Below are 13,554 nucleotides of genomic sequence, written 5' to 3'. Positions count from 1 at the left end.
AGGATGGTAAATTTTAAATCAGTAAGGCCCCGATTTTTCCTGAACAAATTTTTGGCTTAGCGATTAATACGAATCAGTTTTTAATTTTTTTGGCCATATTTGAATAAATCAACTAAATTGTAGTCCAGATAGCCTAAACCAAATTGACCTAAAAAAATGAAAAAATTAATCCCCTTTGTAATTTTCCTGCTTATAAGCATGGATAGCCTCCTCGCTCAGGGCAACCGGCCCATTTTCGAAGAAATGCCCGGTATGGTTTCCTATACTTACCGGGATAGCTTCTCCAAAGACGTGGCCGCCACCCTGGATACCCTGCAGGCCATGGGCATCAAGGACATGGAATTCTCCAACCTGTTTGGGACCACGGCAGCAGAAATACGAAAACTGCTCGATGAAAGGGGTATGTTTTGCTCTTCCTTTGGCGTGGGTTATCCTGATTTGGTCAATAAAACCCAGGAAGTGGCAGCAAATGCCAAAACCCTGGGCGCAAAATTTGTAAGGGTGGCCTGGATTCCTCATGAGGCCCCTTTTGACCTTGCAGATGCCAAGAAAGCCATTGCCGATTTTAATAAGGCAGGAAAAATCCTAAAGGAGGAGCATAACCTCACCTTTTGTTACCACAACCATGGGTACGAATTTTATCCCCATGAAAACGGAACTCTCTTCGATTACATGATGGAGGAGACCAATCCGGAATATGTAAGCTATGAAATAGATATCCTCTGGACCTTTTTCCCCGGAGAGGATCCTGCCGCATTGATCAATAAATATCCTGATAGGTTTAGGTTAATGCACCTGAAAGACCTTAAAAAAGGAGTCGAAGGAAACATGTCCGGCGGTACTCCCAAGGAAAACGACGTAGTATTGGGCACAGGCCAACTGGATCTTCCAGCTATCCTGAAAGCGGCAAAGGAAGCGGGTATTGAACATTATTACATAGAGGACGAGAGTCCGGTTTATTACAAGCAGGTGCCCAGGTCCATTGAATTTTTGCAGGGTTTAACGTATTAAAAAAGGCAAAAAGTCTGCAAAAATTCTTTATACAATAAAAATCTATATTATTCCGGTCAGTCATGCAAACCGGACCATGATCCCCAATCCGATTTCGTGATGGATGGGAGCTTGTTTATGTGCAGAATTTCCTGACTGGGAATTTAGACTGTTGTTATTAGCCGATTAATTGGCTAACTTTAGTAAGGTAAATTGTTGAATATCATGGCAACTGAAGTAGTGAAACGTTTGATCAATGTGGATGAATATTATAAAATGGCCGAAGTAGGGATTCTAAAGCCTGAAGACCGTGTAGAACTTATAAACGGTGAGATATTTAAAATGAGCCCAATAGGAAGCAGGCATGCAGCAATAGTTGATTATTGCGCAAAGGTAATGAATAAGCTTATGGATGGAGAAGCTACTGTTAGAGTTCAAAATCCAATTAGAATAGATTATGACAATGAGCCTGAGCCGGATATTTCCCTACTAAAATTTAGGTCGGATTATTATACATCGGCACATCCCGGACCTGCCGATGTATTTGTACTCATTGAGGTTGCCGGTTCTTCCATCAGGTTTGACTGGGAAGTAAAAGCTCCGCTTTACGCTACACATGGTATTCCGGAATTGTGGATAATTGATCTGGATACGAATCAAATTGAATATTTTTCGAAACCCCAAGGTGATGCCTATACAGAAACACGGGTTTTTCGACCCGGTGATGAGCTCAGCGTAATGGGTAGAAAATTCGCCGTAAAAGAGCTGCTAATTTTGAGCTAAAGAAACAATTGAGTTCCTAACCATGACTGAGGAGTCCCACAATCATGTAGAACTTTACTTGAATCAAAAACGGGTATTCGAATATTTCTTTGAGGAGGTGGATTTTTCAAATCGGGGGGATGATGCCAGGCCCGATTGATTAATTGGGGGCGTTTTTTAGCCTGATGTGCTTCAGGCTATTTCTGAATTGAAAGTTTTTATCTGGTTGGAGGTACTGCCTTCTCTATACGTAATGGCTTAAGGATTTCGGAAGAACTCAATTTATTTGCTGCGCATCCTTTTAAAAATATAATATTTGTGGTTCAAAAATTGCTTGTGTTATATCAAACTAGAACCATGAAACTTTTCCAATGCAAGCATTGCCTTCAGCCCGCTTATTTTGAGAACACAAAATGCAGCCATTGCAGTACGCTGTTGGGATTTGATCCCGAAAAATTGGATTTGATGGCCCTTTTCGAACAGGGAAGCGATGCTTCGTTGATTGATTCAGCAGGTAATCCTTTTCGTTATTGCCTGAATCGACAACATGAAGGTTGCAATTGGTTGATCCCTATGGCTTCCACTGACCGCTATTGCAAGGCTTGTGTTCTCAACCAGATCATTCCGGATCTTTCAAACCCAGCCTACAAAAAAAGATGGCAGACCATAGAAAATGCCAAACACAGGTTGTTGTATGCAATTTTGCGGTGGAATCTGCCCTTTAGTTCAAAGGAACTGAACCCTGTGAGAGGTCTGGGATTTGAATTTAAGGCTGCAGGAGAATATGAACCGGTAATGACAGGCCATGCCTCTGGCATCATCACCATGAATATTGCAGAGGCAGATGATGTGGAAAGAGCAATGGCCAAAAAACAAATGGATGAAGTTTACCGCACGGTTTTAGGTCATTTCCGACATGAAATTGGTCATTATTTTTGGGATATTTTGATTGCAGGATCGGATAATTTGTCTGATTTCAGGGGTTTGTTTGGAGATGAAAGGACCTCTTATCAACAAGCCCTTGAAAACCATTATCAAAGATCTGGTTCAAATGGTTGGCAGGAAAATTATATTTCCGCCTATGCAAGTTCTCATCCATGGGAAGATTGGGCAGAAACCTGGGCTCACTACCTCCATATAGTAGATACTTTGGAGACAGCCTACTCATTTGGATTGACTTTAGCTCCCAGACTTCCTAAGGATGTGCCTATAATGTCCAGTTCAATTACCAAAGACGCTTACTGCTGTACGGATTTTGAACAAATAATTGATCAATGGATTCCACTTTCTCTGGCATTAAATAGTTTGAACCGAAGTATGGGGCTACAGGATAGCTATCCCTTTGTGATCAATCCAGAGGTAAAACTAAAATTGGCATTTGTCCACCAGGTCATTCAGGCCTGGTCTCCGGGTTTTAGGTCACCCTGATAATTGCTTTTTTTAGGGTCATTATCAATAGTCCCGTGAATTTGGTTTTAATTTTATAAGAAATCCAAGCCGGATAGGTTCTTTCTTTGAAAAAGGGGTGGTATGTTTCCGAAAGTAGGATTATAAATCCTTTTGAAAATCTTTAGCATCAAAAGCTTTTTCGCTGACATCAGAGGTAAAATGATGCATATAAAAATTTATCTTTTATTTTTCTTAAAATGATAAAATATAATTTTTAAATTCCCGGATTATTTAATTTTTGTTCAATAAAATTATAACAGGGAATGAAGCATCTCAAATATTTTTTTCTTTGGTTCAATTTGATTTTGGCCTCATGTATCCCACAGGAAGATGGACCACAGCAACAAATAAACCTTGAATTTAAATCCATTTCTAATGTGGCTTATGGTGAACATGAGCGGCAGGTGTATGACATTTATTTGCCTGCAAATAGAAATGAAAATACCCCCACCATCCTGTTACTCCATGGTGGAGGATGGATGGAAGGAAATAAATCCGATATGAATCCTTTCAAGGACTTTTTGCGGGATCAATTGCCAGGTTATGCTGTGGTGAATATGAACTACAGGTTGGCGGATCAAAACCATTCGCCTTACCCCATGCAGCTGGAGGATATTACTTCGGTGATAAGCCATTTGGAAAGTAACCGGGACGATTACCAGATTGGAGAAAAGGTAGGCTTTGTAGGAGCTAGTGCAGGAGGGCATTTGGCCCTTCTATGGAGTTATACCCGAGATGTAAAGGAGCAAGTGCAAATGGTTTGCAGCATTGTGGGCCCTACAAACCTGCTGGACGAAGCCTATCTGAATACCCAAAACTCAGAACTCAAAGAAATGCTGGATGTGTTTGGTGCGGATGAAGAAATGCTCCGGGCGGCAAGTCCCCTGTTTCAGCTGCAGGACAAAGCTCCCCCAACCATCCTTTTTTATGGGGGGAAGGATCCCCTTATCCCAAATAGTCAGGGAATTTCCCTCAAAGAACGGCTGCAAGAACTGCAGGTAACCCATGAATTTCATTTTTATCCCAATGAAGGCCATGGTTGGATTGGGCTTAACCTGTTGGACTCCTCTTTAAAACTAAAGGCATTTATTGAAAAAAACTTTTAAGGAAATAATATCCTTTTTACCTGGTTATCATTGTTTAAACGGCCAAAACTTGTCCCGATTTATCGGGATAGCCAGTCGCGACTCGCAGAAGAAGTTCCCATAACTCCCCCTCTCCCCGATGGCTATCTGTGGGAGGAGGGTTATTAGAGCATCTCACAGTATGATAGTCTTTTCAAGCCTGTCTGCATCAAGCAGGCTCGATATTATTTTTCGAAATTCTTATCAGCACCTCATTGAATCGTAACCAAAATCGAATAAATTTTGCAATTGGGATTTCTCCCGAATGATTTTTACAGGGATAGGTTGTACATCCCATAAATTAAAGGATTCATTTTATTTAAGAAAAACACAAAAAGAATTTTGCTTGTAAATTTTTTATTCAACTTAAAATGATGGGTGGTTAAAATGATGGTTAATATTGATTTTGAGATAAATGAATGGTCTCAAAAGTTTTTATTCCCTTTAAATTTTTATAATTTAAAATTTGAAAGGAACCAAAAGCCAACGCATGAGATATTGTTTATTCATTTTTTTATTCTTTATTAATGCATTAAATACGCTTGGAGGTGAAGATTCTTTGAATAGAAAAGGAAAAAACATTCCCTTATACCTGGGTCATGATTACGGGAATGAAAAAAGCACACTTGAACTTCTTCATCAGCCCCAACTGGCAATAAACCGGGATACTACCTGGCTTAAAATTGGAGGGGCATTTCGGTTAAATAACCTGTATACTCATTATGAAGGCCAGACCTTTCCTCTGGGAACTTTTCTTAGGAACGAATGGACATGGGATACCTGGAGAGTCAATGTAGATGCCTACAGTGAAGGGATTCAACTTTCCTTTGAATACCGCTTTTATCCCACTTTCAACACCCATTTCCTGAAATACGGTTGGCTTGGCTACCGCTTTACCGAAAACACCAATCTGAAAATGGGCATTACGCAGGTTCCTTTTGGCCTATTGCCCTACGCTTCCCACAGCTGGTGGTTTCAGTTGCCTTATTACCTGGGGCTTGAAGATGATCACCAAATGGGTTTTCACTTATCGCATGAGACAGATAGTTGGCGGTTAGACGGTGCTTATTTCGTATTGTCCGAACCCAGGGGAACCAATGAAGCTACCTTCGGGGCATTTTCCACTGCCAGGTATTCCTATGATGTGGTACCTGTTCCGGGCAATTCCAATATTGAGCGCCATCAGGTAAATCTCAGGGCAGCTAAAAATTGGTCAGGTCATGAAACAGGTTTTTCATTTCAATGGCATGAATTGTACAACATACAAAGTACCCATTCAGGATCTCATTGGTCGGCTGCTATACATCATGATGGAAATTGGGGTCCGTGGAATGTAAAAGCCGAAGCCATCTATTATACCTACAATGATGTAAGAAATGATGCGGGTGAAGTTTTGGATGTGGTCCAAATGGGAGCTTATGGTTTTGGAACCTATGATGTGGCCAACAGTGCTGCACTTTATGTCCTTGGCCTGGCCTATGATATTCCGCTGGAATGGGGTCCCGTTAGCCACATCCAATTGTATAACGATTATACCTTGATGCAAAAATTTACTTCCGGACCTGTGGGCCCGGTTCAAGAATATAAGAAATCGCAACAAAATGTCTTTGGAGCCCTGCTCTCAGCCGGTCAGGTATATGCTTACTTTGATGTGGCAATGGGGTACAACCACCCCTGGCTGACCAATGCTTTCGGTGGAAATGCATTGGGGACCGGTAGGGGAATGGATTACAGGCAACCTGTTTCAGCCCTTAACCCCACCGCCCAAGATCCCGGATGGAACACAAGATTAAATATAAATATTGGTTATTATTTCTAAAAATGATGTTTGATGAAAAATAAATACTTTGATATCCATGCACCTGTATTTTGGCCTTCGGTGGCCTTAATCATTCTCTTTATTACGGTTACATTATGGGTTGGAGAACCCATGGCTTTGGTTTTTACTGACATAAAAACCTTCATTACAGATAAAACCGGATGGCTGTTTATTATAGCAGTCAACACCTTTATCATTTTCTGTTTTTACCTTGGATTCAGCAAGTATGGTGCTATTCGCCTGGGAGGTAAGGAAGCCCAACCCGAATTTACTACCGGAGCCTGGTTTGCCATGCTTTTCAGTGCCGGTATGGGCATTGGATTGTTGTTTTGGGGGGTAGCCGAACCTGTTTATCATTATGCAGTCCCACCATATGGTGAGGCGCACACCCTGGAAGCGGCCAAAAGGGCCATGAACCTTACGTTTTTACACTGGGGTTTTCATGCATGGGCCATTTATGCAGTGGTTGGCCTGGCACTGGCTTTCTTTGCTTATAACCGAAAATTACCCCTTACCATTAGATCTGTTTTCTACCCCTTGTTGGGAGAAAGGATGAATGGCTGGATGGGGAATGTCATAGATGTATTGGCAGTCCTGGCCACGCTGTTTGGTTTGGCCACCTCTTTGGGTTTGGGGGTTCAACAAGTCAGTGGAGGCTTGTTTTACCTTTTTGGCATTCCCAACACTGTAATGGTTCAGGTATTGTTAATAGCTGGCATCACCTTGATAGCCACCATATCCGTCGTTTCTGGAATTGATAAAGGGGTGAAATTTTTAAGTCAATGGAATGTAAGGATTGCAGCCATATTATTGATTTTTGTGCTGATCGTAGGGCCTACACTATTTATTTTCCGAAGTTTTGTTCAAAACATGGGAAATTACCTCACCAGTATTATTGAAGTTTCTACCTGGACGGAGGCTTACCGGGATAATGGATGGCAAGGCGACTGGACGGTTTTCTATTGGGCCTGGTGGATTTCCTGGTCTCCCTTTGTAGGAATGTTTATTGCCAGGGTTTCCCGGGGTCGTACCATTCAGGAGTTTATTTTTGGGGTACTGCTGGTGCCCACTTTATTGACATTTCTATGGCTTACGGCCCTGGGAGGTTCGGCCATCTTTATTGACATGCAAGAAGGCTTGCTTAGTGGCAACCATGTTTTAGCAGAATCGATTACGGATGATGTTTCCATTGCTTTGTTTGTGTTTCTTGAAAAATTTCCATTTAGCGGTATAGGTTCCATTATCGGGATTTTATTGGTAACCAGTTTTTTTGTTACCTCCTCTGATTCGGGTTCTTTGGTGATAGACAGTATTACTGCAGGAGGCAAGCTGGATGCTCCTGTGGGGCAACGGATATTCTGGGCAACCACAGAAGGAACTGTGGCAGCAGTTTTGCTCATAGGTGGGGGATTGACGGCCCTACAGACGGCAGCCATTACCACAGGTTTACCTTTTTTGGTGATTTTGGTCATCATGTGCTATTCCCTTCAAAAAGGTTTGCAGCAGGAATACGCACGGCTGAGTCAATTTGATAAAGACCTGGACCGCAAATCTTACGAAAAAAGATTATCGGATGTAATTATGAAAAAACTGGAAAAACAAGATAAATCATGAATAAACTTAAAAAAATAGGGTTGTTTATCGACCTGTCCGATCTGGATGATTTATTATTACGATACATACAGCAATTGGACGAAAAGTTTGATTTTGAGCAGCTGACACTGATTCATTTTGTGGCTCTGGAAGAAGTTTCCAAAGAAATAGGCGACATGTTGCCATATTTGGATAAATCTCTGGATGAAATCCTGGAAGAGGAGGCCCTGGACAAAGTAGAAGCTGTCTTCAAAGAAAGGAAAAGTAGCATAAATGTAAAAATCTATTCCGGTGGGCAACTGGATAGTTTGGTTGAATGGGTGGATGCACAGAAATTCGATTTGGTATTATTGGGGAAGAAATCGGTACATGGTGGAACGGGTATATTTAGCAGTAAAGTGGTTCGGCTAACTTCCTCCAATACGCTTTTTATTCCGGAAACTTCAAAAGCTTCTATTCAAAAAATTGTTTTGCCCATTGATTTTTCGGATTATTCCGAAAGCCTGGCGAAGATGGTTAAAATATTGTCCGGGCATACGGGGGCAGAAGTTTTGCCCGTACATGTTTTAAAAGTAGGTATGCAATATTTCCCTTATATTCGCAAACCCTCCGAATTTAAGGAAGCACTGGAAAAGAAAGCCGTTTCAAATTATGCAAAACTCAAGAAGAAAATTGGATTGACGGAGGATCTGGAAATTATCAAGGGAGAGGATATACCTGTAAGCAGGAGTATTTATGATTTTGCCATCCGAAAAGGAGCGGATCTGATTGTACTGGGGAAGAAAGGAAAAACAGACGACGATACCCTGCTGATAGGCTCTGTGGCAGAACGTTTGATCGCTTCAGACAAGCACCTTCCGGTTTTGATTGTCAAATAATACCAAGGTTTGCAGAAAAGAATCGTAATTTCGCACAGTCGAAGATTTATCACTTTTAAAATAACCTATGCAAGCCGATATTAAAATAGCTGTTCTGATTGATGCGGACAATGTTCCTTCCAACCAAATAAAGGAAATGATGGAAGAGGTGGCCAAATATGGCAATCCTACCATTAAGAGAATTTATGGTGACTGGACCAAGCCCCAATTGGGAAAGTGGAAAAATGTACTGTTGGAAAATGCCATCAACCCTATTCAGCAATATGGCTATACCTCCGGGAAAAATGCCACCGACTCCGCCATGATCATTGATGCGATGGATATCCTTTATTCGGAAAAAGTAAATGGTTTTTGTTTGGTTTCCAGTGACAGTGATTTTACCAAACTGGCAACAAGGCTGCGTGAAGCAGGTTTGATGGTAATTGGGATGGGTGAAAAAAAGACCCCTGATCCTTTTATTGTGGCTTGTGATAAATTCATCTATTTGGAAATCCTCCAACAGGCCTCCGATGAATCTGCAGGAAGCAAAGAAAAATCCACCAAACAACCGCAGGTTGATAAAGTCAATCCCAAGCTAATCCGTTTGATTGCCTCCACCATATCGGATTTGGCTGATGATGACGGTTGGGCATTTATGGGAGATGTTGGTAACCTCCTGCAAAAAAAGCAGCCCAATTTCGATTCAAGGAATTACGGTTTTCAAAAATTAACACCGCTGATCAATTCCATCAATAAATTTGAAATAGAGCAGCGGGAAAACCAAAAAGGTAAATACAAGTTGATTTACGTAAGGAACAAAAGCTGAGCTTATGCTGCCTGAACCAATTTGGGCAGGGTAAACAAAAACACGGCTCCTTCTCCCGGACTGGATTTGACCCATATCTCACCTCCAAGGCTGGTGATTATTTTTTTAACGATCGCCAGCCCCATGCCAGTACCTTCGAATTCTTTTCGCTGATGTAACCTTTGGAATAGAACGAAAATTTTTTCAAAATAAGCCGGGTCTATTCCTATTCCATTGTCCTCTACCTGGAATAGCCATTCATTTTCTCTTTCTTCCAGGTAAATGTGAATTTTGGGAGGAATGTTGGCTTTGGAATATTTCAATGCATTGCCAATGAGATTTTGAAGCAGTAGAAAATAAAAGCTGGAATGGCCATGAACAATGGGAAGTGTATCAGATGTGATTTCTGCTTTTAGCCGTTTTATTTCCGGGCGGAAGGTCAATTTTATTTCCTCAAGAAGTTGATTGAAATCCACAGGTTCGGCTTTCCCGTCTATTTTTTTTACCCGTGAATAGGCCAATAAATCTAAAATAAGTTGTCGCATGCGCTGGGCACCATCCACAGCAAAATTGATATAGGTTTTACCTTTAGCGTCCAACAGATGCCCATATTTTTTTTCCAATAATTGCAGAAAACCTGTCACCATGCGCAAGGGTTCCTGCAAATCGTGAGAAGCCACGTAGGTAAAATGTTCCAGCTCATTATTTTTGGTTTCAAGATCAGTCAGGGATTGCTTCAACTTTTCCTTTTGTCGTTTAAGTGCTGTTTCCAGCTGTGATTGTTCTTCAAGGCTTTGACGAAGCCCTTTAAATAACATTGGAATCAATATGGAAAACATCGCACTTAAAAAAACCAGGTTTGAAGAGATGGCAACCCAGGATTGGATGTCTACAGTAGAGGAAAAGTAAGATTGCTGTAAATCCTCCCGATAGATCAGCCATCCAAAAAAAATGCAGGTCAATAAATTCAAAATAAAACTAACGAAGGCATATTTTTCCGGTAGTACCAGGAGCATGAAAACCGAAACCGAAAGCAGGTATAATAAGCCAGGGCCAAAATTTCCTAAAAAATAGATCAGGAAGAACCCAGCCATATAGGTAATTGCTATAAAAATCCACTTCCTGATAGACAAAGGTATTCCAGGAATACCCGCTATTCCAATAAAACCAAGGAAGGCCATACAGTCAAAAATCAGTAGTCCCCAAAGGTTTGATAGGTAGGATAGGTAAAGACCCGGAATAAGGGCTATGGTGCACAATGGAATAACAAAAATGAGTGCTGAAACGAACAAATAATCTCTCCAATAGCTTAAAGTCCCTGATGGTTGGTGAGGGGTTAGACAGGTTTTTAATATATATAGTCGATACTTTTCCAACATGGCAAATTTGGGCTTTTATCCAAAGCGCTCTTTCTTGCATTAAAAACGGCTGAGGCTATATTCAGTCGAAAAAATGTATCCATAAACGCTACATATCATGATGTAAATTTAATCAATTATAGTTGCTTCTCTTTACCATCTCGGCCATTTCTTATTGGAATTATTTTTAACCGGCAGGAAGGGCATGATGTTTGGCCATCATTCACAATGTGGGTATAAGTTTCACCGCAAATTCGTTTGCTGAATTAGCTATTGGATTAAGATTTAAGGGTATTCTCAATAGGAGACAGTTAAAAGCCATTGGTCGCTAAGGATCACTGACCCTTTCTGGCCGCAAATAAAGCCTGGTTTTTGTTTCATTTTTGTACCTTGTAAAAAAAATTATCCTTTGAAAAGTAAAGTCGGAATTTACTCCCTATTGCTGGCCATTATTGGTTTTGTTTCCCTGGAAACAGCGCTTCACCTAAAATGGTTGGAGGGGCCATTTTGGCGGATACTGACCACCGGATTTGAAGCAGGCACCATAGGTGGGCTGGCTGACTGGTTTGCCGTAAGTGCCCTTTTTTATGAAATTCCCATTCCCTATGTACGGAAGCATACAAATATTATTGTAAAAAACCGGGCAAAGTTGACAGAAGGTATCGTTGAGCTGGTGACCACCAAATGGCTTTCTCCAGAGGTACTTCAGGAAAAGTTAGCCAATATGCAGATTTCCACAACCCTTTTGCAGTCCCTGGAAACAAAAGAAAATGTGGACAAACTACTGGATTTTATCAGGCAAATTTTTCTCCGCTTTGCAGGTGAAATGGACCATCCTAAGTTGCCTGTTCTCCTACAAAAATTTCTAAAGGACAAGCTTCAGCATATTGACCTGGCCAAGCCTCTTGGAAGGTGGCTTCGGGAAGCCATTACGGGTAGGAAACACCATGAATTGATGAGTATGGCACTAAATCAGTTTTCACTTTCTATTCAGGAGCCGGAGACCAGAATGCTTGTGCTGAATAAACTAAAGGAGGCATTGGCGGCTTACGCTAACAGGGATTGGGTCAAAAAATCGGCTGTATGGATTGGTCGAAGAACAGGAGGGATAGATCCGGACTTGCTAACCGACCGGATTCTTGATTTGGCGCTGGCACTGATTGAGGAGACCAAGGATGATCCCAACCATCCTTTGCGGCTGAAATTGGACCAATACCTATTGGAATTTGCTGACAATCTGGAGAATGGAGAGGAAAAAACCCTGGCATATATAGAAAAATTAAAGCAAAATTGGGTACTGAATGACAGAACCAAAGATATAATTCGGGAAGTTTTGCTGCAAATGAAAGGAAATGTTGCCGATCAACTGGTGACCATTGATACCCCTTTGATGCAGTTTATTCAAAACCAACTGATTCGGTTCCTGGAAGATCTGAGAGCTGACAGTGACAGCAGAAGCCAATTGGATCAGTGGATCAGGGCCAGCGTAACCCAGTTGGTCAATCAGTACCATCATGAACTGGGAAATATGGTGAGAAGCAGTCTGGGTAAGCTGGATGATAAAGGCATCATGCTGCAGATTAAAGAAAAAGTGGGAAATGACCTGCAATATATCCGCTTAAACGGGGCGGTTGTAGGCGGTATGGTCGGTATATTGATTGCCACTGTCAGGTGGCTCTTGCTTTAGCATTCTTATTTTTTTCGAAAAATGGGAAAAAGACCAATTTTTAAATTTATAAACAGGACAAAATCAGGCTTATTTTTTAATAAAGGCTTAAAAGCTTATTTTTATCCTGAGTTACTGTTTTATAAACCCTTCACCTTCATTCGGAATGAGTCATAAAACCATTAAAATTTTAGAAGAGCCACCTGCACCAGTGCTGGAGGAAATCGCTGCCCTGAATCAGGTTCTGGACCTGGAGCTGCCATTTAAAAAGCTAGACCATAACATCCTGATCGCTACCTGGAACATCCGTACTTTTGGAGATTTAACAGAAAAATGGGAGGCAGAACCGGCGGATTCTCCCAAAAGGGACCTGCATTCATTGCTGGCCATTGCCCAGATCATTGCAAGATTTGATATTGTTGCCATACAGGAAATTAAGGGGAACATAAAGGCTTTCCGGCACATGCTGAAAGTTTTGGGAAATCACTGGAGCTTTATTTTAACAGATGTTTCAGGTGGCAATAAAGGCAATGACGAAAGACTGGGTTTTCTGTTTGATACCAGAAAGGTAAAACTTTCCGGACTTGCCTGCGAATTGGTGGTTCCCAATGAAAAAATAAAAGGCATTAAAGAAGGGGCTTTTTCAAGGCAGTTTGCCAGGACACCCTATGCCGTTGGTTTTAAAGTGGAAGACAAGACTTTTGTATTGGTAAGCATGCATGTTTTGTATGGAAAAGTAATCTCGGATAGAGAAAATGAATTGAAGGCCATTGCGGAATGGATGAAGGACTGGGCCAGCAATATGCAGTCCTTTGACCAGAGTTTAATTTTGCTGGGCGATTTCAATATTGATAGAATGGGGGATCCACGCTATGAGGCTTTTGTTTCTACAGGTATTACGGTCCCTGAAGATCTTTGGCATATCCGAAGAACACTAATCGATAACCAAACCAAATTTTATTCTCAAATTGCCTGGTTTGAAAATCACTTTCATATCCCCCAACTCTCCATAAAATACGTAGCGGGTGGTGTTTTTGATTTTGGCCCCCACTTGTTGAAGACCAGGGCCTTATCACCCTTTCTAATGTCCTGGAGAATTTCGGATCATTTGTCATTTTTGGCGCAGTTTTC

Annotated in this window: 11 protein-coding genes; 10 read left to right on the top strand and 1 reads right to left on the bottom strand. The window is 41.3% G+C overall.

Going from position 1 to position 13,554, the window contains the following annotated elements; all coding sequences use genetic code 11:
• Window positions 1-156: 156 nt before the first annotated feature.
• From HUJ21_RS17880 to HUJ21_RS17845, 8 genes are all read left to right on the top strand, one after another.
• Window positions 157-1,011, top strand: a complete 855-nt coding sequence (locus tag HUJ21_RS17880; protein ID WP_291371929.1) for a sugar phosphate isomerase/epimerase — start codon at window positions 157-159, stop codon at window positions 1,009-1,011.
• Between the two features lie 204 nt (window positions 1,012-1,215).
• Window positions 1,216-1,773: a Uma2 family endonuclease gene (locus tag HUJ21_RS17875; protein ID WP_291371928.1), complete on the top strand. Its 558-nt coding sequence runs from the start codon at window positions 1,216-1,218 to the stop codon at window positions 1,771-1,773.
• Window positions 1,774-2,109: 336 nt separating this feature from the next.
• Complete coding sequence (locus HUJ21_RS17870; protein ID WP_291371927.1) at window positions 2,110-3,180, top strand: putative zinc-binding metallopeptidase; 1,071 nt, start codon at window positions 2,110-2,112, stop codon at window positions 3,178-3,180.
• A 284-nt stretch (window positions 3,181-3,464) separates the two neighbouring features.
• The gene (locus tag HUJ21_RS17865; RefSeq protein ID WP_291371926.1) at window positions 3,465-4,307 is read left to right on the top strand and encodes an alpha/beta hydrolase; all 843 of its coding nucleotides are present in this window, start codon (window positions 3,465-3,467) and stop codon (window positions 4,305-4,307) included.
• A gap of 508 nt (window positions 4,308-4,815) precedes the next feature.
• A complete protein-coding gene (locus HUJ21_RS17860; protein ID WP_291371925.1) occupies window positions 4,816-6,144 on the top strand; it encodes a hypothetical protein in 1,329 nt (442 codons plus the stop codon).
• A 12-nt stretch (window positions 6,145-6,156) separates the two neighbouring features.
• Window positions 6,157-7,758 (top strand): BCCT family transporter, encoded by a 1,602-nt coding sequence (locus HUJ21_RS17855; protein ID WP_291371924.1) that lies wholly within the window; start codon window positions 6,157-6,159, stop codon window positions 7,756-7,758.
• Entirely contained in the window at window positions 7,755-8,615 is an 861-nt protein-coding gene (locus tag HUJ21_RS17850) for a universal stress protein (RefSeq protein ID WP_291371923.1), read from the top strand. The genes HUJ21_RS17855 and HUJ21_RS17850 overlap by 4 nt, the downstream gene beginning before the upstream one ends.
• A gap of 67 nt (window positions 8,616-8,682) precedes the next feature.
• The gene (locus tag HUJ21_RS17845) at window positions 8,683-9,420 is read left to right on the top strand and encodes an NYN domain-containing protein (RefSeq protein ID WP_291371922.1); all 738 of its coding nucleotides are present in this window, start codon (window positions 8,683-8,685) and stop codon (window positions 9,418-9,420) included.
• Window positions 9,421-9,422: 2 nt separating this feature from the next.
• On the opposite strand, the gene HUJ21_RS17840 is transcribed toward HUJ21_RS17845, so the two are convergent.
• Window positions 9,423-10,778, bottom strand: a complete 1,356-nt coding sequence (locus tag HUJ21_RS17840; RefSeq protein WP_366483711.1) for an ATP-binding protein — start codon at window positions 10,776-10,778, stop codon at window positions 9,423-9,425.
• A 388-nt stretch (window positions 10,779-11,166) separates the two neighbouring features.
• Here HUJ21_RS17840 and HUJ21_RS17835 point away from each other — a divergent pair, with 388 nt between their 5' ends.
• Both HUJ21_RS17835 and HUJ21_RS17830 read left to right on the top strand, forming a co-directional pair.
• Window positions 11,167-12,444, top strand: coding sequence for a DUF445 domain-containing protein (locus HUJ21_RS17835; RefSeq protein WP_291371920.1), 1,278 nt, complete (start codon window positions 11,167-11,169; stop codon window positions 12,442-12,444).
• Between the two features lie 145 nt (window positions 12,445-12,589).
• On the top strand, window positions 12,590-13,554 hold a 965-nt coding region (locus HUJ21_RS17830), incomplete at its 3' end, for an endonuclease/exonuclease/phosphatase family protein (protein ID WP_291371919.1).

Source organism: Cyclobacterium sp. (assembly GCF_014762705.1).
Lineage (GTDB): Bacteria > Bacteroidota > Bacteroidia > Cytophagales > Cyclobacteriaceae > Cyclobacterium.
This window is presented reverse-complemented; position numbering and strand designations above follow the sequence as displayed.

What these genes read in the sequence shown, in the direction of transcription:
- HUJ21_RS17880 (WP_291371929.1), top strand. Translation starts at nt 157, where the DNA reads ATGAAAAAATTAATCCCCTTTGTAATTTTCCTGCTTATAAGCATGGAT.
- HUJ21_RS17875 (WP_291371928.1), top strand. Translation starts at nt 1,216, where the DNA reads ATGGCAACTGAAGTAGTGAAACGTTTGATCAATGTGGATGAATATTAT.
- HUJ21_RS17870 (WP_291371927.1), top strand. Translation starts at nt 2,110, where the DNA reads ATGAAACTTTTCCAATGCAAGCATTGCCTTCAGCCCGCTTATTTTGAG.
- HUJ21_RS17865 (WP_291371926.1), top strand. Translation starts at nt 3,465, where the DNA reads ATGAAGCATCTCAAATATTTTTTTCTTTGGTTCAATTTGATTTTGGCC.
- HUJ21_RS17860 (WP_291371925.1), top strand. Translation starts at nt 4,816, where the DNA reads ATGAGATATTGTTTATTCATTTTTTTATTCTTTATTAATGCATTAAAT.
- HUJ21_RS17855 (WP_291371924.1), top strand. Translation starts at nt 6,157, where the DNA reads ATGAAAAATAAATACTTTGATATCCATGCACCTGTATTTTGGCCTTCG.
- HUJ21_RS17850 (WP_291371923.1), top strand. Translation starts at nt 7,755, where the DNA reads ATGAATAAACTTAAAAAAATAGGGTTGTTTATCGACCTGTCCGATCTG.
- HUJ21_RS17845 (WP_291371922.1), top strand. Translation starts at nt 8,683, where the DNA reads ATGCAAGCCGATATTAAAATAGCTGTTCTGATTGATGCGGACAATGTT.
- HUJ21_RS17840 (WP_366483711.1), bottom strand. Translation starts at nt 10,778, where the DNA reads ATGTTGGAAAAGTATCGACTATATATATTAAAAACCTGTCTAACCCCT.